The sequence below is a fragment of the Mycolicibacterium obuense genome (genome assembly GCF_055397605.1).
Genome location: NZ_AP043663.1, coordinates 1,611,667 through 1,631,900 on the forward strand (window position 1 = coordinate 1,611,667; position 20,234 = coordinate 1,631,900).

A 20,234-nucleotide genomic window follows, 5' to 3' on the forward strand; every position below is an offset into this window, starting at 1 on the left:
CTACCGCGCCGCCATCTACGGCCTTTTCGCGACCTTCGGCATCGTGCTGGCGACGTGGGCGGTGCATCTGCCCGCTCTGCAGACCGCAACGGGGATCTCGACATCGACGCTCGGGACCATCCTGCTGATCCTCGGCGCGGGCGCGATCACCGGCATGCGGGTGAGCGGCCGACTGGCCGACCGCTTCGGTCCGCGCTGGGTCGCGGTCTGGACGGTCGGTGCGATGGCGGTGGCGATCGTCCCGCCCCTTGCCGCCACCAGTTGGCAATGGGCGGCTGCCGGCGCCTTTCTTCTGGGCCTGGCCATCGGATCGGCCGAGGTCGCGATGAACGCCGCCGCCGTCGTCGCCGAGCGGCTCTACGAACGTCCGCTGCTGGCGTCCTTCCACGGGGTGTTCTCCGCGAGCAACGTCGTCGGATCGCTGCTCAGCGCAGCGGCTTTCGCCCTGCACGCATCGACCCTCACCACGGCGCTCATCGCATCGGGTGTCTGTCTGGCGGTGGTGACCGCCGCTGCTGCGGCGATGCGTCGCTGCCCAGAGGACGTGGACGTCGCCGTGCCGGCAACGGGCGGTACCGCCGCACATGGTGCCGCGCAACCGGTCAGCCGTGGCCGCGTCGCGGTGCTGTGCCTCCTGGCTTTCCTGTTTCTGCTCGCCGAGGGATCGGCGATGGACTGGAGCAGCATGCACGCGCAACGGGAGCTCGGCGAAACGCCTGCCGCGGGAGCGCTCGCCTTCGGTTCTTTCGTGGGTGCGATGACGATGGGCAGGTTCTGCATCGACCGCCTCAGCGCACGCTACGGGCCCGTGGTCATCGTTCGCTGCGGCGCAGCGGTCGCGGTCGTCGGGCTCGCCACCGTCGTCATGTCCACGACGCTGCCCCTGACCGTCGTCGGCTGGGCGCTCACCGGACTGGGTATCGCAGGCGGCGTACCGCAGGTGTTCTCGGCGGCGGGCAATCTCGGTGACGGGTCCGCGCGCCGCCTGTCGCTGGTCGTCGGTATCGGTTACCTGGCGATCCTCGCCGGCCCCGGCGTGATCGGCTGGCTGGCGGAGGTGACCGATCTGAGTACCGCCCTGATCTTGCCGATGGTCGCGGCGGTGGTCTGCGCGCTGGCGGCCCCGGCCGTTCGACGCTGACGCACAACGTGTGCATCGGTCCGCCGGACCATCGCACACAGTGTGTCTTTCCCGCCGCGGAGTCCGAGCACACACTGGAATGACGTCACCGCCGCCCATCGCGCGATGCCGTTCAAACTATCGCTAGCGCAAGGAGATACGAGCCGTGCCGGTCACCCTCAAGGCCCCGATCACCGATGTCGGCACGCCGCACAAAAGCAATCCCGCGGTCGTCGACACGGTGGCCCAGGTTCTCGCCGACATTCGAGAGAACGGCGACGCGGCGGTGCGCCGGTACTCCGACCAGTTCGACTCGTGGACTCCCTCGTCGTTCCGCCTCAGTGAGGCCGAGGTCGCCAAGATCGTGGGGGGCCTGCCGGACACCGTCATCGAGGACCTGACATTCGTTCAACGTCAGGTGCGCAACTTCGCTCAGGCGCAACGTGATTCGATGCTCGACATCGAGGTCGAGACGCTGCCGGGGGTCAAGCTCGGGCACAAGCACGTGCCGGTTTCCGCCTCGGGTGCGTACGTCCCGGGCGGCCGCTACCCGCTCACCGCCTCGGCGCACATGACGGTGGTCACCGCCAAGGTCGCCGGCGTGGACCGGGTCGCCGCCACGACTCCGCCCAACCAGGGCAGCGCACCCCAGATCAGCGTGGCCGCGATGCACCTGGCCGGCGCCGACGAGATCTACGTGCTTGGCGGCGTTCAGGCGATCGCAGCGCTGGCGCTGGGCACCGAGACCATCGCTCCGGTCAACCTCCTGACCGGGCCGGGCAACGCCTACGTCGCAGAAGCCAAGCGACAGCTCTTCGGTGAGGTGGGCATCGACCTGTTCGCCGGTCCGACCGAGGTGCTCATCGTCGCCGATGACAGCGCCGATCCGTTCGTGGTCGCGGCCGATCTTCTGAGCCAGGCCGAGCATGGCCCCGATTCGCCCGTCGTGTTGATCACGACCTCCGAGCGGGTGGGCCGGGAAACCATCGAGGAGGTCTCGCTGCAGCTCGAGAACCTGCCCACCAATGGAATCGCCGCGGTGTCGTGGCAGAACCACGGCGAGGTGCACGTCGTCGATTCGCTGGACGACGCTTTCGCGCTGGCGGATCGTTACGCCAGCGAGCACGTCCAGATCCTCACGGAAGACCCCCGCCGGGCCTTGACCGAGATGCGTAACTACGGCGCCCTGTTCCTCGGGGAGAAGACCTGTGTGTCGTTCGGCGACAAAGCCATCGGCACCAACCATGTGCTCCCGACCCTCGGCGCCGCGAACTACACCGGCGGCCTCTGGGTGGGCAAGTTCCTGAAAACGGTGACCTACCAGGAGATCGTGGATCCCGCATCGAGTGCGGAACTGGGTCGCATCTGCGGAAGGGCGTCCCGGTTGGAGAACTTCGAGGGTCACGCCCGCTCGGCCGACGTGCGCTCAGCCAAGTTCGGCGGCGACGCGCTGTCGTGGACCGAGCACCGCTTCGCCGTCGACGCGCCCGTTCAGATCTAGGCTGCGGCATGGGCGAAATGGATCTGCCGCGGGTCCCGACGCTTCGAGCAGTCGACCACGTCGCGTACACGGTGCCGGATTTGGACGCCGGGGTGGCGTTCTTCGTCGACCACTTCGGCGCCGAGCTGATCTTCCGGGACGGACCCTTCCGCGACGGTGACGGTGACGGCATGCGTCGCCGACTCAACGTCGACCCCGCAGCAGAGTGCAGTATCGCGATGCTGCGGATCGGCAAGCACCACAACGTCGAGCTGTTCGAGTACGACGCGCCGGACCGCGCCGTCGACGTGCCGCGTAACAGCGATGTGGGCGGTCACCATCTGGCGTTCTACGTCGATGACATCGACGCGGCCTACGATTACGTCACCTCCATCCCCGGTGTCGTCGTCCAGGAGGGGCCCAACGAAGTCGACCCCCAGGCGCCCGTCGCGGGGCAGCGATGGTTCTACTTCCAGTCGCCGTGGGGGATGCAGCTGGAACTGACGACCTGTGCCTCAGAAGGCTTCTACGATGGGCTTCCCGCCGCCGCGCAGGCGCGGCCCGCGAGTACGTGGCGATGACGGCGTCGGTCGAGGCGGGTCGGGTCGAGTACGACTCGCTGGGCGCGGTGACGGTTCCAGCGCAGGCGTACTACGGCATCCACACTGCCCGAGCCGTGCAGAATTTCCCGATCACAGGGGTGACGGTCGCTGCATATCCGGAGTTCGTCGGTGCCCTGGCCGCCGTGAAACAGGCAGCTGCCCAAGCAAACCGGGACCTCGGTCTGCTCGATGAGCGACGTGCCGCAGCGATCGTCGCCGCGTGTGAGGAAATCCGGGCCGGCGGTCTCCACGAGCACTTCGTGGTCGACGCGATCCAGGGCGGTGCCGGAACGTCGACGAACATGAACGCCAACGAGGTGGTCGCGAACCGCGGGCTGGAAATTCTCGGGTTCATCCGAGGCGACTACGCCGAACTGGACCCGCTCGGACACGTCAACATGAGTCAGAGCACCAACGACGTCTACCCGACGGCGGTCAAGATCGCCCTTCAGGAGCAGATCGCGGTGCTCGTCAACACGCTCCGCCAGGTCTCTTCAGCTTTCGCGGTGAAAGCCGATGAGTTCACCGACGTTCTGAAGATGGGTCGCACTCAGCTGCAGGACGCAGTGCCCATGACGCTCGGCCAGGAATTCGGGACGTACGCGGTGATGGTCGCGGAGGACGCCGACCGGCTGGGGGAGGCGGCCCGACTCATCTCCGAAATCAACCTCGGCGGAACCGCAATCGGTACCGGCTTGAATGCTCATCCCCGGTATGCGGGTCTGGTGTGCGAGAAGTTGGTCGCCGCCACCGGTCTGTCGTTGTCGACGGCCAGCGACCTCGTCGAAGCGACCCAGGATGTCGGGGCCTTCGTTCAGGTGTCGGGCGTCCTCAAGAGGACCGCGCTGAAGCTGTCCAAAATCTGCAACGACCTGCGGCTGCTCTCGTCTGGCCCGAGGTCGGGTCTCAACGAGATCAATCTGCCCGCCGTGCAACCAGGTTCGAGCATCATGCCGGGGAAGGTGAACCCGGTGATCCCGGAGGTCGTGAACCAGGTCGCCTTCCAGATCGTCGGCTGCGACGTCGCCGTCAGCATGGCCGCGGAAGCGGGTCAACTCCAGCTGAACGCGTTCGAACCCGTCATTGCGTACAGCCTGTTCCAGTCGCTGACGCATTTGAACCGGGCGTGCCAGACGCTCATCGACAGGTGCATCACCGGTATCACCGCCAACCGGGACCACCTCATGCGCTCGGTCACCCAGTCGATCGGGGTGGTCACGGCGCTCAGTCCCTACATCGGATACGGCGAGGCGGCGCGCATCGCCAAGAAGGCACTGGCCACTGGTCGGGCCATCCCGGATCTGGTGGTGGCCGAGCGGTTACTCACCGCCGATCAGGTCAATGCTCTTCTCACACCGGAGGCCTTGATCGGGCCGAGAGAACTGCTGGTGCTCGAGCGCGAGATCGCCAACCGGGGAACCAGGAAAGGAAGCGACAACCCATGACCAACGTCCTCTATCTCTACGGAGGCTGGCCCGGACACAGCCCCTACAACATCGCGGAGTGGACGCGAAACCTGGTCGGTGAACTGGGATTCGACATCGAGGAGTCGCAGGACATCTTCACCCTCGACCGGGATCTGAGCGCCTACGATCTGATCATCCTGGGCTGGAACAATGCGCTGACCACCGAGGACCTGTCGGACTCCCAGGAGGACCATTTGCTGGCCGCGGTCGAGGCGGGCACCGGGGTGGCGGCATGGCACGGGGCAGCCGCCGCGTTCCGGTCGAGCCTGCGGTACCACCTGATGCTGGGCGGCGACTTCCTGGCCCACCCGGCCGGCGAGGGGTATCCGCAGCCCTATGACGTGACGATCGTCGACACCGACCACGAGGTGACTCAGGGGGTCAACGACTTTCCTGTCGCGTCCGAGCAGTACTACATGAGCGTCGACCCCAACAACCGGGTGCTCGCGCAGACGTCGTTCTCCGGCGAGCACTTCGCCTGGTTCGACGGGCTGACGAGCCCCGTTGCGTGGGTCCGACAGTGGGGCAAGGGGCGGGTGTTCTACCACTCGATCGGCCATGCACCGCAGGACCTGGCCGGGGCCGATGTGCGACGCCTGACCAAGCAGGGCCTGGCATGGGCCGCGCGCCGGTCACCGGGCGCCTGATCCACCACACGTGATCAGATGGGCCCGCATTGCGTCGATCACCACGCGGTGATCGTCCTCTTCGGCCAGACCCGAGACGCCAACCGCCCCGATCAGAGAGCCGCGCACCCGCAATGGCACGGCCCCGCCAGCGAGAGCGAAATCGGCCGGTGCATAGCCGCTTTCGGCAAAGAAGTCACCGCCGTTCGCACGCACACGGCAGGCCATCGCCCACGACGAGCAGTTGTGCCTGGCCACGGTCCTGAACTTCCTGGCCAGCCAGTCATCATTGGTCGCGGCCGAGCCGGCGAGGGCCGCGTGGAACACGCGCTGCTCGCCGAACACGATGGCCACCGCGATCGGATGGCGCTGCGCAGCGGCGAATTCGACGATCCTGGACCCGAGTGCCCAGGCATCGTCGTGGCCGAACCGGTCGTAATCGAGGGTGTTCTCGTCGGCGAGCGCGTGCTCGCAGGCCGCCTGCCATCGATCCGTCTCGTTCATCATTCGACGCTAGGGCCAGTCGAGAGGGCGTGCCAATGACCAACATGTGTAGTCATGGACCGCGTCATTGCACGTGTGGGACCGCACCACGCAGTGCGCCGACAGCATTGTTCGCGAACCAACACATGTCGGCGGCGTGGGTGCGCCGCACACCGATGACCAGCTGTTTTCCGCTGTATTGCGGCCGTGTTAGCTCGCGCGTTCGTTATCCACGTCGAGAAATGCGCGGCGCATCTGTTGCACGGTGTGCGTCTATTCCCGTGCGCCGTCGTTCGACCACACTTCATGTGTGGTCGCAGTCACAGCGCGGCCGCCACCGTCACTGCACCGTGGCATTGACAGGGCACTGACAAGACCACGCGCTCACCGGTCGACACAGGGGTGTCGATGACTCTCGAAGGAGAAGCAATGTCCATCACCAACGGCGGAGGAAGGTCGCTCGCAGGCGACGACGCGCACCTCCGCGTCCTCGGTTACGAGGAAAAATTCGACCGCAAGATCGGCCAGTGGTCGAACTTCGCGCTCGGCTTCCTGTATCTGTCCCCTCTGGTGGGTGTGCTGTCCATGTTCACCCAGGCACTCACCACGGCAGGACCGCCCGCGATCGGATGGCTGCTGATCGCTGCGTTCGGTCAGCTCCTGGTGGCCATGGTGTTCGGCGAGATCGTGTCGCAGTTCCCGATCGCCGGCGGTCTCTACCAATGGGCACGCCGACTGTGGAACGGACCCTATGCCTGGATCATGTCGTGGATCTACATCGCCGGCATCGTCGTCGGCTGCACCACGACCGCGATGTTCAGCGCAGACTTCGTGCTCGCCCTGTTCCACTCCGACTCGACCATCTCCTCGACGCCGCTGCAGAAGTTCATCATCGCCACGATCGTCGTGGTGGTCTGCATCGGCCTGAACTCGACCGGCTCCAAGACGTTGGCGACCATCGCGAAGATCGGTCTGGCGGCCGAGGTCGCCGGCATCGTCGTGGTGGGTCTGTATCTGCTGATCTTCGCCCGCAAGAACAACTTCTCAGTCTTGTTCGACACGTTCAAGACCGGTAGCGGTGGCGACTACACGAGCGCCTTCTTCACCGCGGCGATCATCGGCCTGGTGCTGTACTACGGCTTCGAGGCGTGCGGTGAGGTGGCCGAGGAAACGCCCAATCCCAGCCGGACCATTCCGCGGTCGATGATGCTCACGGTGATCCTGGGTGGCGGCGCAGCGATCTTCGCCTTCGTCGGCTACATCCTCGCCGCGCCGAATCTGCAGGCCATCGTCGACGGTGAGGTGGCCAACCCCATCACGGCGATCCTCACCGACACGTTCGGCGTCTTCGGCACCAAGGTCTTCCTGATCATCGCGCTGACCTCCTTCCTGGCGTGCGTCATGGGGCAGCAGGCTGCGGGCAGCCGCCTGATCTTCTCCTTCGCCCGCGACGACATGTTCCCCGGCAGCAACATCTTCAAGAAGATCTCCAGCCGTAAGGTTCCGCTGAACGCACTGTGCTTCGTCGCGGGGCTGTGCATCCTGCTCTTCCTGCTGCTCTTCCTCCTTCCCGATGCGCTGTTCCGCGTCGCGGCATTCCAGATGCTGGCCGGCTACTTCGCCTTCCAGATGGTCGTTTTCGCCGCACTCCGGGCACGTGCCAAGGGCTGGCAGCCCGGTGGTAACTGGACGCTCGGAAAGTGGGGTTGGCCCGTCGGGATCGGTGCGCTCGTCTACGGCATCTTCTCGATGATCGTGCTCGCCCGGCCCAACGGCGACACCGAATTGCCGTTCTACGACCGGTGGATCGCGCTGATCGGCTTCGTCGTCGTGTCGGGCGTCGGCCTCGTCTACATGTGGGTGGCCAAGCCGTACCGGAAATCGACGGCGCCCGAGGGGGATGCGATCGCGATTGCGAACCTGCTGCGGGAGCACCGCGCCACGCACGATCTGGCGTCCTACGCCGAGCACGTGCCGCTCGCCGAGCCCAGCCCCCCGGTGGCACCGTCGCGACACACGACCCACGCCGAACGGCGCGACACCGTCTCCTCCACGGACTGACGCACGACAGGAACGCCGCCAAGGCCGAAAGGCTTTGGCGGCGTTCTGCTGTGCCCAGCCGGTCGCGAACTGATCGGGACGCATATGCCAAGCCCTCCCGTCCGCGGTGTGGCGGAGGGGAGGGCCCGGCTGTGCTGGCGGGTCTTTTAGGACTTCACGATGAAACCGGCGTCGATGACCATCGCCGAGGCCGTGACGTAGCGGCCGGTATCGGCGACCAGATACAGGATGGCTTCGCTGACGTCCTTGGGCTCGATCCACGGCACAGGCAGGATGTGCGTGTTGCTGAACGTGTCGATGACGTCGTCGCGCGTCGGGGCGTCGAGGTCGGGGCGGAACAGCCCGTAGACGAAGTCGTTGTTGATCATGTGCGTGTCGACGCACGTGGGGTTGATCGAGTTGACCCGGATGTTGTACTGGCCGAGTTCCCTTGCCAGCGAGGTCATCAGACCCGTGACGCCGTGCTTGGAGGCTGCGTAGGACGAGATGTTTTCCGCCCCTTTGAGTGCTTCGGTGGAGCCGATGAACACGATGCTGCCACCGTCACCCTGCTCGATCATTGTCGGGATCGCGGCCTTGACGGTGTGGAACACCCCGTTGAGGTTGATGCCGACCATCTCGGCCCAGGCGTCGGGCGTGATCTCCCAAGTCTTCGCACCCGAGCAGATGCCGGCGTTCGGGATCACGATGTCGACGCGACCGAATTGCGCGAGTCCGCCGTCGAACACCGACTTCACCTGGTCGTAGTCGCGCGTGTCGGCGACGTCGACGAAGATCTCACCACCGGCCTCCTTGACCAACCGGACGGTCTCCTGCAGATCGTCGTCGGTGGCGCCGTCGTACGCCGTCGTCGACGGCTTGCCGCACAGGTCGAGACCGATGATGTTCGCGCCCTCGCGCGCGAACGTCACGGCGTGTGAACGTCCCTGCCCCCGTGCGACTCCGGTGATGAACGCTACTTTGCCGTCGAGTGTGCCCATAGTGGACTCCGATCTGAAGGATATGTGTGATGCGGCCGAATGCCGTTGTGCAACAGTGCTTTGCCGCGATTGGACAGATGAATTGCCCACTCGAGCGTATCAACTGGTGGGGCAGCGGCCATTGCGCATCCTGTGCACCAAGTGGATGACACTCGGCACGAAATGTGTATGCCCGGACTGGTACTCGATGCGGGAGGCTTGACATCGAGGAGAAAGGACGCCAGTGAACACGTACACGGCACGGATCGCCGCGCTCACCCTTGCGGCAGCTATCGGCGTGAGTTCAGCGCCATACGCCAGCGCCTTTCCCGACGACCAACCGATCACGCAGGCCGTGTTCTTCGGTGACAGCCTCACCGACGCAGGTACCTACGGGTTTCGGTTCACCACCAACCCAGGCAAGACGTGGGCGCAACACATCGCCGATGGCCTTGCTCAGCCCGATACACCGAATGAGCATGTGGCCCGGTACGACGATGTCTACCAGGGCATTCCGGGACTTCCCGGGCCGGGTGGACTGAACTACGCGCAAGGCGGGGCGCGCGCCAGCCTGCCCTACTCCGTGGTGTCCGACAACCCGGAAGGAACGCCGATCTCGGCGCAGACACAACTCGCACGCTATCTCTCGCAGCACGGTGGCTTCCGTCCCGACCAGCTGGTGACGCTGTGGATCGGGACCAACGATGTTGCGCTGAAGTTCGATCCGCGATTCGGTAAGAACTTGGCCGACGGTCTGCGTGCCGATCGGCCGGCCACACCGCAGCAGTTGGACGTGGACCGGGCTCGCGTGCGCCAGGCGGCGAGCGCTGAAGCCGCGCTCGCGTCGACGATGCTGGCCCACGGTGCGCAGCGTGTTGTCGTCTTCGAGTTGTTCGACCTCGGCGTTCTTCCGTGGTTCGACACGGCGGCCGCGCGTGACTACGTCAACGACCTGACTGCGGCGTACAACAGTGCGCTGCGCGCCGAGCTGCCCGACGATCCGCGCATCCAGACACTCGACATGAACGCGTTCGTGACCGACGTGCTGACCAATCTCGATCGATACGGATTCACCCACGGCGCGAACGCGGATGCGTGTGCACAAGCCGGACAGGACTACTGCGCCGCGGATTCGTTGAAGCAGGCTGATGCCGATCGCACCTACGTCTTCGCGGCATCCGAACACTTCACGACCCACGCGCACGAACTGCTGGCCGACTACGTGCGGCGCGAGGTCGGCCTACGGGGATGACACGCTCCCGCGGCACCGCAGTCGCGGTGTCTCTGGTGGTGGGCGCCGCGTGTGCGCAGCAGATCGGTGCCGCAGTCGCCGTGACGGTCTGGCCGATGCTCGGCGCAACCGGCATCGTGTTCGTCAGGTTCACGGTGGCGACGCTGGTGATGGTGACCGTGCGCCGGCCGCCACTCTTTCACCTGAGCCGGGTGCACTGGCTGACGGCTGCGGCCTTGGCAGTCGCTGTCGCGACCATGAGTCTGGCGTTCTACAACGCGACGGGCCGGATCCCACTCGGTATCGCTGTGACGATCGAAGTGATAGGCCCACTAGTTCTTTCGGTCATCGCTGCACGGCGAGGGGAGGCCATCCTCTGGGCGGTGACGGCCTTCGGGGGCGTCGCCCTGCTCGGCCTCACCCCGGAAAACCTGGGCGGGAGCCTCGACGCTCTGGGAATCCTCTGTGCTGCAGTAGCAGCAGTCGCTTGGGCGGTCTACATCCAGCTATCAGCCAGGGCCGCGGGAATGTTCGACCAGCTGGATGCACTGACCCTCGCATCGTTCTTCGGTGCACTTTTGGTCGCTCCGCTCGCGATCACGTCGGGAGGATTGCGGGCAGTCATGGATGGGCATGTCGCGGCTCTTGTCGTCCTCGTCGCCTTCATGAGTTCGGTGATCCCGTTCTCGATGGAGATGAAAGCGCTCAAGTCACTGCCCCCCGGCACCTTCGCCGTCTTGACGAGTCTCACGCCCGCGATCGCGGCGTTCGTCGGACTCGTGATGCTCGACCAGCACCTGGCTCCGACGCACTATGTGGCCATCGCGCTGGTGACGGTTGCCGCCGTAGGAGCGGTACGCACTGCGCAACAGAACTCCCCGGCTCACTCGACGAGAGGCCGCCCGAGCGGAAGTGCGCGTCCGCCCGTCTCCTCCCACAGCGATGCCGCATAGAAGTAGACGACGAACGCGACGAACACGAAGACCAGCCAACCGCCCACGTGCGTGGCGCCGGTGCTCCCGGTGAGATTGCCGACCAGCAGTGCGGCGAGTGCTGCATCGACAACCAGCAGCAGGACCGGATAGGTCCAGGGCAGGCGCAGCAGCAGGACGGTCAGTAGCCCGATCGTGACGAGCCAGCTCGTCAGCCACAGCGCCACCGTCCCCGCCGCATCAGCCGGGGCGATTCCGAACCAGTCGTGGGTGAGGCCCAGTGACAGCACCCCGTAACTGCCGTAGAAGCCGAAGAACGTGCCGTAGACGGTGGCGTTGACGTTCTGTCCGAGAGCCGCCGCCCAGATCGTGGCGATCAGCAGCCCGACGGAGGTGGCGGACAACAGCACGGGTATCGCCGCGGCCGCGACATCGAGGATGCCGGTGTTGGTCACGCCGAGCCCGAAGCCGCCGGCAACGATCAGCGGGAGCGCGACAAGGCCGGGGTTACCTGGGCGGACGTCCGCATCGCTGGATGCCGCGGGGTCGTGGAAGGTCGGTGGGGCGTCGGGTATTGCGATGTCTGTCATGGGAATTCCTCGGGATCAGCTGATCGTCAGGGGTGCGGTCCGGCGCAGGCGATCTGCGAGGGACGCCAGGCGGCGCACGTCGAACACCGCGTGAAGTCAACCGCGTCGTCGACCGTCGGGGGAGAGTTGCGATCACCGCGACGCCAACGGTCAGCGGCGGTGGATCCACAGCCTACGGACTGAGGTCCTCATTCCTCGCTGAGGTGACCAAGGACCCGAGACATCGGCACACCGCCGGTCCTAGCGTCGAGACAGCAGACGAAAGGTGGCGCGATGACTTCTCAAGAAATGTCAAGACCCCGCGGAATCGTTGCGGCAGTGGATGGCTCACCGACGTCGGACACGGCGGTGGCCTGGGCTGCACGCGACGCATCGCTGCGCGACGTTCCGCTGACCGTGGTGTACGTCGAGCACTCCGACGAAGTCGGCCCGTGGCTCGATCTGCCCATTTCCGAGGAGTACCTCGAAGAACGCGACCGCGAGTCCAACGACATCGTCTCCAGGTCGGTCGGTCTCGCCGCCGCTGCATTGACGGGGCGTCGATCCGTTCCGGTGGAGAGGGCCGTGTTGCGAGGCCCGCTGATGCCTTCCCTGCTCGACCTGTCCAAGGACGCCGACATGATGGTGGTCGGTTGCCGAGGGCTGGGACCTCTGGAAGGTCTGCTGCTGGGGTCCACGAGTTCGGCGCTGGTCCATCACGCACACTGCCCGGTCGCCGTTGTCCACGAGCAATCCGATGCGGCGACCGCGGTCACCGCGCCGGTCGTGGTCGGCGTCGACGCCTCGCCGGCGTCAGAACTGGCGGTCGCGATCGCCTACGACGAGGCGTCGCGGCGCGGCGTCGAGTTGATCGCCGTCCACACCTGGATGAACAGCGCTGATTTCTATGCCGACGTGACCGCCGCGGACGTGGCGAAGCAGGCGGATGAGGAACTGGCGCAACGACTTGCGGGGTGGGGGGAGCGTTATCCCGATGTCGCGGTGCGTCGGGTGGTCGGTCAGGACAGCGCCGCGCACAGGCTCATCGAGGAGTCCGCGTCCGCGCAGCTGCTGGTCGTCGGCAGCCATGGCCGTGGCGGTTTCGCCGGTCTCCTGCTCGGCTCGGTGAGCTGGGCGGTGGTGCAATCGGCGAGGATCCCGGTGATCGTCGCCCGACAGTCATGACGCCGGACGCGACGGTCCATGGCGGAGAAGGCTGTGTCGTCGTCGGAGTCGACGGCTCGCTGGCATCGCTGAACGCCGTGCGCTGGGCCGCCGCAGAAGCCGTCGCCGAGGATGCCGTTCTCCGTCTTGTCCACGTGACCGCGCAGGCGCCCGACCCACCCGACGCGGACCCGGTGTTGATTCGGGCGGAACGCGTTGCCGTGGACGCCGCGGGGTCGGTGCGGGTCGAACTGGCGTCGGTGATCGGCGTTCCCGGTGCGATTCTCGTGGGCGAATCCGAGCGGGCGTCGATGGTGTGCATCGGGTCCCGGCACCGCGAGCACCACAGTGGCGCGGCGCCGATCGGTCCGACCGCCCTGACTCTGGCGGAGGGAGCCCATTGTCCGGTGGCGATCATCCGGACGCGTCGAGACGGCACGCCGCAGACCGACGGTGTCATCTCGGTCGTCCTGTCGGACGAAGCCGGTAACGACGATGTCGTCCATTTCGCCATGCACGAGGGCCGGCTGCGGCACGCGACGGTGCGCCAGATCGATCGACGAGCGCTGAGCTGGATTCGGCGCTATCCCGATGTCCATGTCGAGACGGTCGCCGCCGGCACCGGCGGCCACTACGACAGGGGCGACGAAGCAGATGGCGGCGTCGGGCTGGCTGTGGTCGGACCGGGGGACGCGCGTCGGCTCGCCACGATGGCCGCGCCGAACTGCCATCCGATCCTCGGGTATCCGGATTGCTCGTTGCTGCTCGTCCGGACGTGACGGACTGCTCAGCGGTCAGTGGTCGTCGGCGGGTTCGCAGATCAAGACGTTGAAGCTGAGATCCAGCGCGGATGACGGCGGTGTGGTCGACACGAGTTCGGCGATCCCGGCTCCACGACCGTGCGGCACGATCGCCAGCGCGATCTCGTCCCGGTGTCTGGCGAGGTAGTTGAGGATGTTGCCGGGTACGGCGACGGCGCGGGCGTCGAGACCGGGATGGTGTTCCCGCCACGCCGAGAGGCGCCGCTGCAGGCGGGTCCGCACCATGCGCGTCATCGTGGCCGACGAACCACCCTGGACATCGGGATAGCTTGCCGGCCAGGCAGTGACGACGCGCAATGGGATCGCGCGCAGCAGTGCTTCGTCGATACCGCGTCGCAGTACCAGATCGCCGGCCGCGGTGTCGTCGACCTCGGCCACCACACAGCTCACGCCGGCGGCGGCGGTAGGGGAGTGAATGACCGCCACGGGGCAGTTCGCCGACCGCGCCACGGCCAACGCCGTGGACTGCCGGTGGCCGATTCCCGCGTGCACACGTCCCGAGGAGCCGATGCACAGCATGGCAGCTCGCCGGGCCTGGTCGAGGAGCACCTGTGCGACATCGCCTGAGGCGATCTGGGTCTCGACTTTGACGTGCTTTCCGGTGGCCTCGATGGCTGCGGCCGCGGTGTCGACGATGTCGGATGCGCGGTCGATGTCGTCTGTCGTCGTCGGTCCGTCACGGTGTGGCACGGCGTGAAGCAGCCGAACGGGGATGTCGCGACTCACCGCCTCGTCGATCGCCCACAGCGCGGCGGCTGTCGCCGAACAGGAGCCGTCGACCCCGACGACCACGGCTGGCGCCTGATGCATGGCTCCTCAATCCCTGAAACTCAAGACCTCGGACACCGGGCGGCGCGGCGTCCTCGGCGTGAGATCGTCATGACCGCAGGAGGATCCGATGCGGATCAATACCTGCGGGATATTCTTCGAACCGGTCAGCGCCGACACGATGCGACGACTTGCCGGCACCTCGGTCAGGTGGGACAGGGTGCACGTCGCCAGCCCCGCCATCGTCGCGTCGAGCAGGATCGACGACAACATCTCTCCGCACCGCAAGAGGCTGTCCCGGGTGTTGTCCTCGGTGGACAGCACGACGACTTTGCAGTCGTCCGTGGCGATGTCGGGAAGACGATCTCCGGTGCCGGCAGTGGGGAAATCACGGCCGATCGCCACGCGCTCGCTTTCGGCCGGCGAGAGCAGCGCACCGGTCGGAATGCCCTCACTGATCGCCAGAGGGGTTGTCCACCCGAAGAGTTCGGCGTGATACGCGGAGTCGTAGCGGCGCGTCGAGCGAGCAAGCTCGGAGGCCCTGATCAGATCCGCTCGGGATTCGTCGGGCAGCACGACCATGTCCACGCCGGGCCAGTCGTGCGCCGCGGGCAGCTGCTCGAGGAACTCGAGGAAACCGTCCCAGTGCGGCGGGGCGGCGAAGGGCAGCCGGTCGGTGCGCCGTCGCTGGATCGCCTCGGCCCGCTCCCGGTACGCCTCGGCGACGAACCCGGCCGGCCGGAAATCGATGTCACACAGATGGTTCTGATTGTTCGGATTGGGTAACCGGTCCGCCGTGGCGCGGTAGCCCGCGGCGGCCATCGACACCCGAAAGTGGTCCAGCACGGCGCCACAGCTGACGACGAGTTCCCTACCCGAGGTATCGGTGTAGCGCGGAGCCACCTCCGTGTCGAGGAACAGGGACACGACATCGCCGGTGCTGATCCAGCGCCAGGGCTGGCTGTTGTGCAGGGACGGCGCGCGGCACGCGAGTGCCACTGCGTCGGTGAGGACGTCGAGGTCGACTGTCACGCCGTGCATCGTCAGATCTCCTCCTGTGTGTCGAACCCACGATCCGCTCGACATGGCCGAGCAGACAGGGTCGATGGTCCCCAGTTGTCGGACATCGGTGCCCTGTTCTCGGCCCGCGCGGGGGTGCACAGTCGAAGGATGACAGCGAGGCAGGACGGAGCGGACGGACTGCCCGCGGCGCCCTGGACCACTCCGGGCAACATGGCGGCAGAGGTGTGCGAGACCCACACCGGGCTCGTCGTGCTGGTCGGTGATCGCGCATACAAGACGAAGAAACCCGTGCACACCGACTTCCTCGATTTCAGCACGGTCGAGCAACGAGAGCGGGTGTGTCACCGCGAGGTCGACCTCAACAGCCGCCTCGCCCCGTCGAGCTATCTGGGGGTAGGGCACTTCCGCCAGCCCGACGGCACCGAGGAGCCGGTCGTCGTCATGCGCCGGTATCCCGATGCCCAGCGGCTGGCCCATCTCGTCGGCACAGGAGGTGCTGACGGCACGTGGTTGATGAGGATCGCGGCAGACCTGGCGCGATTCCACGCCGGCGCGCGTCGCGGCCCCGCCATCGACGCCGAGGCCACCCTGTCGGCCGTGACCGACCGTTGGCGTCAGAACCTGAACGAGTTGCGGCGGTTCGTGGGTACGGTGATCGCCGCTGACACACTCGACGAGGTGGAAAGCCTGGCGATGCGATTCCTCGCCGGCCGAGAATCGTTGTACAAGAACCGCATTGCGGACAATCGCATCGTCGACGGCCATGGCGACCTTCTCAGTCAGGACATCTTCTGCACACCGGAGGGGCCGGTTCTCCTCGACTGCCTGGAGTTCGACGACCGGCTGCGGTACGTCGACGGGGTGGACGACGCCGCATTTCTCGCCATGGACGTCGAGTTCCTGGGGCGTCGCGACCTCGCTGAGGCATTTCTCGCGGAGTACTCCCGGCGGGCCGGCGACGATGCGCCGGCATCGCTGCAGCACGTCTGCATCGCCTACCGCGCCGTCGTCCGCGCCAAGGTCGACGGTGTGCGGGTCGAGCAGGGGCACGCAGAGGCCGGCCAGGACGCGCGTGCGCACCTGGCTCTGGCGTTGACACATCTGAAGGAGGGCTGCGTCCGCCTCGTCATGGTCGGAGGTGGCCCGGGAACGGGAAAGAGCACCCTGGCGCGCGCCCTGGCGGTGACAGTGGGCGCTGTGGTCATCTCGACCGACGACGTGCGGCGCGAGCTGCGGTCGGCGGGTGAGATCGGCGGCGCAGCGGGGGATCTCGACCGAGGTCTGTACTCGCCGACCAACGTCGCCGCGGTGTACGACGAGGTGCTCACCAGAGCGCGCACCTGGCTTGCCGCAGGCCATTCGGTGATTCTCGACGGCACCTGGCGCGATGCGGCGCAGCGTGATCGGGTCCGCTCAGTCGCTGCCCAGACGTGCTGCCCACTGGTCGAACTCGTCTGCACCTCTCCGGTCGGTGATGCCGCGGCGAGAATCGCTCACAGGGGTACGACGGTGTCGGATGCGACGCCCGCGATGGCCGGTGCGCTGGGTGGCTGGACGGATCAGTGGACCACCGCCACGCCGATCGACACCACGCGCGAGCTGGCAGCGAGTGTGGCCGAAGCGCGCAACGCGTGCATCAGTGCGATCGAGCAGGCCGTGCACCCCCCCGTTGCGGCGCATCCTCGTCGACGAGGGTGAAGTAGTTCTCCTCCTCCTGCACGAAGTGCAGGCGCAGCAGGGCGTAGAGGCCGTACAGGCAGGCGAGAACATCGTCGCGCTGCTGCGGCTGAACACCGCCGGCGGCCTGCGCCAATCGAAGATGTTCACCGACCCGGTCGCAGAGCCGCTGGATCTCGGCGTGGGTGCGACTCATGGTGGCGGTGGCTTCGCTGCTGTGCAGCGGCGCGGCCAACGCGGGATACAGGGTCGACTCCTCGGCGTGCTCGTGAGGCAGGACTCGTTCGGTCAGCAGTTCCTGAACCTGTGAAAGTGATTGCAGTGCAGTGCCATCGGCGGTGCTGACCAGCAGATCCGCGGCGGCGCGAATCTGCCCCAGGCTGTCCCGGAGCTCGTCGTGTTCTGCAGAAAACCGCTGCACCATCTCTTCGGTGTCTGCAGTCAGCCTCTCCTGCGCACGCGGATCGCCCCGCAGCGCGCGCAGAGCGTTGAGGATCACCGCGACGTCGATGGCTTCCTGCAGCAGCGCGCCCGGTGCCGGCGGAAGCCACCCCAGCGCAGCGATGCTCATCGCCAGCAGCGACAGCGCCATGCCGACCCCTGCACTCTGCACGGCGATGCGACGTGACCAGCGCGCGATGTCCATCGCGTCGGCCAACCGGTCGAGCCGGTCGGTTGTCAGCACGATGTCGGCGGCCTCGGAGGAGGCGGTGGCGCCGCGGGCCCCCATCGCGACCCCGACGGTCGCAGCCGCCAGCGCCGGCGCATCGTTGATGCCGTCACCCACCATCACCGTGACCGCCCGTTCCCTTTCGGCGCGGACCGCAGCGACCTTGTCCGCCGGTGTCTGATGGGCGTACACCTCGTCGAGGCCGAGGACGGTCCCCACTTCGCGGGCCGGTTCCAGGCGATCGCCGGTGAGCATCACCAGCCTGTCGAACCCTGCGCGCCTGAGCCGCCGCATGGTGCGGGGGGCCTGCCGCCGTAGCGGATCATGAAGCAGGATCGCCCCCGTGGGTTCTCCATCGATGCACACCCAGGAGATCGCCGCATTGTCGAGGCGGGCCTGATTCATCGCGCCCTGCGCCCACACCGCGGTGACCCTGTCGTCGGTGAGTCTGCCCACCGCGACCCGTCGACCGTCCAGGGTTGCGGTGATCCCACGCCCGGGCTCTTCCGCGGCGTCCGAGGGCAGAGACAGCGTTTCACCGCGTGCCAGCGCCTCGGCAACGATGGCCTCGGCCAGGACGTGTGGGGACACCTGATCCACCGATGCGGCGACGCGCAGGATGTCATGTGTATCGGCACCCGGCGCGGCGATGACATCGGTGACGGCGGGTCGGCCCATCGTCAGCGTCCCGGTCTTGTCCATCACCAATGTCGTTGCGTGCCCGAGGTTTTCCAACGCTCCGCCATTGCGCACCACCACACCCGCGCGGGAGGCCCGCGAGAGCCCGGAGACGATCGCGACGGGCGCGGCCAGCAGCAGCGGACACGGCGTGGCGACGACCAGGACCGCGACTGCTCGCACCGCGGATCCGCTTGCCAGCCACGCGGTCCCCGCCACAACCAGCGCGAGGGGCAGGAAGTACGCGGCGTACCGATCGGCGAGGCGAACGACGGGTGAGCTCTCCGCGCTCGCCTGCTCTGCCAGCCGGACGATGCCCGCGTAGGTGCTCTCCTCGGCAGTGGCGCCGGCGCGCAGCTCGAACACACCACCGGCGTTGACGACCCCGCTGCGGACGCTGTCGCCGACCGCGCGTTCCACGTGCACCGATTCGCCGGTCAACGCCGACTCGTCGAGCACGGCCGGCGCGTCGATGATGCGTCCGTCGACCGGCACCACATCTCCCGGACTGATGACGAGGACGTCGTCGACGCACACATCGGCCAGCCCGACGGTCTGGACGTGGTCGCCGATTCGGCGCCGGGCGAATCGGGGTGCGCGCTCGAGCAGCGCCCGCAGGTCGTGCGAGGCGCGGCGGGTGGCCGCGGCGTCGAGAGCCCGCCCGCCGGCGAGCATCACCGCGATGAGCGCCCCGGCGAGATACTCGCCGACGAGCAGCGTGCCACCGAGGGCGAGGACGGCGATCAGGTCGACCCCGAGCCGCCCGTGGCGCAACGCCACCAGGACCCAGACGACGGCGGGCACGATCGCGATCGCGGTACCGGCCGCCCAGCAGTACTCAGCCGTGGCATGCGCGCCGAGCAGCCACGAGATGCCACCGGCGCCGAGCGCGGCGACAGTCGCGACGACAAGTGCCGGCTCGAGGTGGGGCCGGTACCGATCACGCACGGTGTCGTCCGTCGCGCACCACTGCGACAGGGGTCGTCGCACACTCGGCGACGGCGGCGCTGGTCGAGCCCAGCAGCATGGCCGGAATCCCGCCTCTGCCACGACTTCCCACCACCACCAGTTGAGCCTGTTTGGCCTCGTCGATGAGCCAGCGGGCCGCCTTGTCGCACACGATGCGGCGAACGACACGGACGTCGGGATACGCCTCCTGCCGTCCTGCGAGACGTTCGCCGAGAACCTCGTGACCTTCGTCTTCGCGCTGCTGCCAACTCATTCCGACGATCGGGAACACCGCGACATCACTCCATGCGTGCAAGGCGATCAGGTCGACGCCGCGCCGGGACGCCTCCTCGAACGCGAACGCCGTCGCCGCCTCGGACGCAGGTGACCCGTCGATTCCCAGCAGGACGGGGAGCTTGCGATCTGTTGCCCGTACCGCACCCTCCTTGACGACGACGACCGGGCACTCCGCGTGGTGCAGCATGGCGCGACTCACCGAACCGAGAGCCACACCGCCCACTGGTCCGAGGCCGCGGCTGCCGATCACCATCATGTCGGCGTCGCGTGATGCGTTCGACAACTCGGTCACGATGCCGTCGTGACGCACTTCGATCCGCACGTCGAGCTCCGTGTCTCCGAGCGATTGGAGGGTCTCCTGGCTGCGCCTCAGCACATCCGCGGCGTTGTCCTCCTGCCACTGGTAGAAGTCGGTGACGACCGGTTCGATCGGCCAGGTGACGACTATCGGCGACACGACGTGCATCACCGTGACGGGCCGGCGACGAAGGGTCGCTTCCTGTGCGGCGAAGCGCAAGGCCGCATGCGACTCCGGAGACCCGTCGACGGCGACCAGAATTCCGAATTCCCGGTTCGACGACATGAACCGTTTCCTCCCTCGTGAGTTGAGAATCACGATGACGCACCGAGTGATTCGGCAGTGGTCTCCGTTCTAGGAG

General features: G+C 67.0%; 18 protein-coding genes. 11 read left to right on the plus strand and 7 right to left on the minus strand.

The annotated features are described in order from the left end of the window. Positions 1-13: 13 nt before the first annotated feature. The 5 genes from ACZ50N_RS07735 (at position 14) to ACZ50N_RS07755 (ending at position 5,315) form a co-directional block, all read left to right on the plus strand. The gene (locus tag ACZ50N_RS07735) at positions 14-1,141 is read left to right on the plus strand and encodes an MFS transporter (RefSeq protein WP_464475606.1); all 1,128 of its coding nucleotides are present in this window, start codon (positions 14-16) and stop codon (positions 1,139-1,141) included. A 145-nt stretch (positions 1,142-1,286) separates the two neighbouring features. Then, positions 1,287-2,621 (plus strand): histidinol dehydrogenase, encoded by a 1,335-nt coding sequence (hisD, locus tag ACZ50N_RS07740; RefSeq protein WP_464475066.1) that lies wholly within the window; start codon positions 1,287-1,289, stop codon positions 2,619-2,621. 8 nt (positions 2,622-2,629) lie between these two features. Beyond that, positions 2,630-3,181 carry a VOC family protein gene (locus ACZ50N_RS07745; RefSeq protein WP_464475067.1) on the plus strand — a complete coding sequence of 184 codons (552 nt, stop codon included), beginning with the start codon at positions 2,630-2,632 and terminating at the stop codon, positions 3,179-3,181. Continuing rightward, a complete protein-coding gene (locus ACZ50N_RS07750) occupies positions 3,178-4,647 on the plus strand; it encodes an aspartate ammonia-lyase (RefSeq protein ID WP_464475068.1) in 1,470 nt (489 codons plus the stop codon). The genes ACZ50N_RS07745 and ACZ50N_RS07750 overlap by 4 nt, the downstream gene beginning before the upstream one ends. Then, a complete protein-coding gene (locus ACZ50N_RS07755) occupies positions 4,644-5,315 on the plus strand; it encodes a ThuA domain-containing protein (protein ID WP_464475069.1) in 672 nt (223 codons plus the stop codon). The genes ACZ50N_RS07750 and ACZ50N_RS07755 overlap by 4 nt, the downstream gene beginning before the upstream one ends. On the opposite strand, the gene ACZ50N_RS07760 is transcribed toward ACZ50N_RS07755, so the two are convergent. Continuing rightward, a complete protein-coding gene (locus tag ACZ50N_RS07760; protein ID WP_464475070.1) occupies positions 5,301-5,798 on the minus strand; it encodes a heme-degrading domain-containing protein in 498 nt (165 codons plus the stop codon). The two genes, ACZ50N_RS07755 and ACZ50N_RS07760, sit on opposite strands and share 15 nt — an antisense overlap. A gap of 408 nt (positions 5,799-6,206) precedes the next feature. On the opposite strand from ACZ50N_RS07760, the gene ACZ50N_RS07765 reads away from it, so the two are divergent. After that, positions 6,207-7,838 (plus strand): APC family permease, encoded by a 1,632-nt coding sequence (locus ACZ50N_RS07765; RefSeq protein WP_464475071.1) that lies wholly within the window; start codon positions 6,207-6,209, stop codon positions 7,836-7,838. Positions 7,839-7,984: 146 nt separating this feature from the next. Here the strand turns inward: ACZ50N_RS07765 and ACZ50N_RS07770 are convergent, their stop codons facing one another. Beyond that, positions 7,985-8,818 (minus strand): mycofactocin-coupled SDR family oxidoreductase, encoded by an 834-nt coding sequence (locus tag ACZ50N_RS07770; protein WP_464475072.1) that lies wholly within the window; start codon positions 8,816-8,818, stop codon positions 7,985-7,987. A 223-nt stretch (positions 8,819-9,041) separates the two neighbouring features. Here ACZ50N_RS07770 and ACZ50N_RS07775 point away from each other — a divergent pair, with 223 nt between their 5' ends. Both ACZ50N_RS07775 and ACZ50N_RS07780 read left to right on the plus strand, forming a co-directional pair. Then, complete coding sequence (locus tag ACZ50N_RS07775) at positions 9,042-10,049, plus strand: SGNH/GDSL hydrolase family protein (RefSeq protein ID WP_464475073.1); 1,008 nt, start codon at positions 9,042-9,044, stop codon at positions 10,047-10,049. Next, positions 10,046-10,981, plus strand: coding sequence for an EamA family transporter (locus ACZ50N_RS07780; RefSeq protein ID WP_464475074.1), 936 nt, complete (start codon positions 10,046-10,048; stop codon positions 10,979-10,981). Before ACZ50N_RS07775 ends, ACZ50N_RS07780 begins: the two co-directional genes overlap by 4 nt. Here ACZ50N_RS07780 and ACZ50N_RS07785 read toward each other — a convergent pair. After that, on the minus strand, positions 10,912-11,550 hold the full coding sequence (locus tag ACZ50N_RS07785; RefSeq protein ID WP_464475075.1) for a GPR1/FUN34/YaaH family transporter: 639 nt from the start codon (positions 11,548-11,550) through the stop codon (positions 10,912-10,914). The genes ACZ50N_RS07780 and ACZ50N_RS07785 overlap by 70 nt on opposite strands. 273 nt (positions 11,551-11,823) lie before the next feature. On the opposite strand from ACZ50N_RS07785, the gene ACZ50N_RS07790 reads away from it, so the two are divergent. Together ACZ50N_RS07790 and ACZ50N_RS07795 are read left to right on the plus strand one after the other, a co-directional pair. After that, positions 11,824-12,714: a universal stress protein gene (locus ACZ50N_RS07790; protein WP_464475076.1), complete on the plus strand. Its 891-nt coding sequence runs from the start codon at positions 11,824-11,826 to the stop codon at positions 12,712-12,714. Then, a complete protein-coding gene (locus ACZ50N_RS07795; protein ID WP_464475077.1) occupies positions 12,711-13,472 on the plus strand; it encodes a universal stress protein in 762 nt (253 codons plus the stop codon). The genes ACZ50N_RS07790 and ACZ50N_RS07795 overlap by 4 nt, the downstream gene beginning before the upstream one ends. Positions 13,473-13,487: 15 nt before the next feature. Here ACZ50N_RS07795 and ACZ50N_RS07800 read toward each other — a convergent pair whose 3' ends face one another. After that, entirely contained in the window at positions 13,488-14,324 is an 837-nt protein-coding gene (locus ACZ50N_RS07800; protein ID WP_464475078.1) for a universal stress protein, read from the minus strand. Positions 14,325-14,330: 6 nt separating this feature from the next. Beyond that, positions 14,331-15,323 (minus strand): Acg family FMN-binding oxidoreductase, encoded by a 993-nt coding sequence (locus ACZ50N_RS07805; RefSeq protein ID WP_464475079.1) that lies wholly within the window; start codon positions 15,321-15,323, stop codon positions 14,331-14,333. A 129-nt stretch (positions 15,324-15,452) separates the two neighbouring features. Between ACZ50N_RS07805 and ACZ50N_RS07810 the strand changes: the two genes are divergently transcribed. Beyond that, complete coding sequence (locus tag ACZ50N_RS07810) at positions 15,453-17,003, plus strand: bifunctional aminoglycoside phosphotransferase/ATP-binding protein (RefSeq protein WP_464475080.1); 1,551 nt, start codon at positions 15,453-15,455, stop codon at positions 17,001-17,003. Here the strand turns inward: ACZ50N_RS07810 and ACZ50N_RS07815 are convergent. Both ACZ50N_RS07815 and ACZ50N_RS07820 read right to left on the minus strand, forming a co-directional pair. After that, positions 16,942-19,278, minus strand: coding sequence for a heavy metal translocating P-type ATPase (locus tag ACZ50N_RS07815; RefSeq protein ID WP_464475081.1), 2,337 nt, complete (start codon positions 19,276-19,278; stop codon positions 16,942-16,944). The two genes, ACZ50N_RS07810 and ACZ50N_RS07815, sit on opposite strands and share 62 nt — an antisense overlap. Beyond that, complete coding sequence (locus ACZ50N_RS07820) at positions 19,271-20,158, minus strand: universal stress protein (protein WP_464475082.1); 888 nt, start codon at positions 20,156-20,158, stop codon at positions 19,271-19,273. The genes ACZ50N_RS07815 and ACZ50N_RS07820 overlap by 8 nt, the downstream gene beginning before the upstream one ends. Between the last annotated feature and the right edge of the window lie 76 nt (positions 20,159-20,234).

What these genes read in the sequence shown, in the direction of transcription:
- ACZ50N_RS07820 (WP_464475082.1), bottom strand. Translation starts at nt 20,158, where the DNA reads ATGTCGTCGAACCGGGAATTCGGAATTCTGGTCGCCGTCGACGGGTCT.
- ACZ50N_RS07745 (WP_464475067.1), top strand. Translation starts at nt 2,630, where the DNA reads ATGGGCGAAATGGATCTGCCGCGGGTCCCGACGCTTCGAGCAGTCGAC.
- ACZ50N_RS07780 (WP_464475074.1), top strand. Translation starts at nt 10,046, where the DNA reads ATGACACGCTCCCGCGGCACCGCAGTCGCGGTGTCTCTGGTGGTGGGC.
- ACZ50N_RS07800 (WP_464475078.1), bottom strand. Translation starts at nt 14,324, where the DNA reads ATGCATCAGGCGCCAGCCGTGGTCGTCGGGGTCGACGGCTCCTGTTCG.
- ACZ50N_RS07765 (WP_464475071.1), top strand. Translation starts at nt 6,207, where the DNA reads ATGTCCATCACCAACGGCGGAGGAAGGTCGCTCGCAGGCGACGACGCG.
- ACZ50N_RS07760 (WP_464475070.1), bottom strand. Translation starts at nt 5,798, where the DNA reads ATGAACGAGACGGATCGATGGCAGGCGGCCTGCGAGCACGCGCTCGCC.
- ACZ50N_RS07755 (WP_464475069.1), top strand. Translation starts at nt 4,644, where the DNA reads ATGACCAACGTCCTCTATCTCTACGGAGGCTGGCCCGGACACAGCCCC.
- ACZ50N_RS07810 (WP_464475080.1), top strand. Translation starts at nt 15,453, where the DNA reads ATGACAGCGAGGCAGGACGGAGCGGACGGACTGCCCGCGGCGCCCTGG.
- ACZ50N_RS07805 (WP_464475079.1), bottom strand. Translation starts at nt 15,323, where the DNA reads ATGCACGGCGTGACAGTCGACCTCGACGTCCTCACCGACGCAGTGGCA.
- ACZ50N_RS07750 (WP_464475068.1), top strand. Translation starts at nt 3,178, where the DNA reads ATGACGGCGTCGGTCGAGGCGGGTCGGGTCGAGTACGACTCGCTGGGC.
- ACZ50N_RS07795 (WP_464475077.1), top strand. Translation starts at nt 12,711, where the DNA reads ATGACGCCGGACGCGACGGTCCATGGCGGAGAAGGCTGTGTCGTCGTC.
- ACZ50N_RS07785 (WP_464475075.1), bottom strand. Translation starts at nt 11,550, where the DNA reads ATGACAGACATCGCAATACCCGACGCCCCACCGACCTTCCACGACCCC.
- ACZ50N_RS07770 (WP_464475072.1), bottom strand. Translation starts at nt 8,818, where the DNA reads ATGGGCACACTCGACGGCAAAGTAGCGTTCATCACCGGAGTCGCACGG.
- ACZ50N_RS07790 (WP_464475076.1), top strand. Translation starts at nt 11,824, where the DNA reads ATGACTTCTCAAGAAATGTCAAGACCCCGCGGAATCGTTGCGGCAGTG.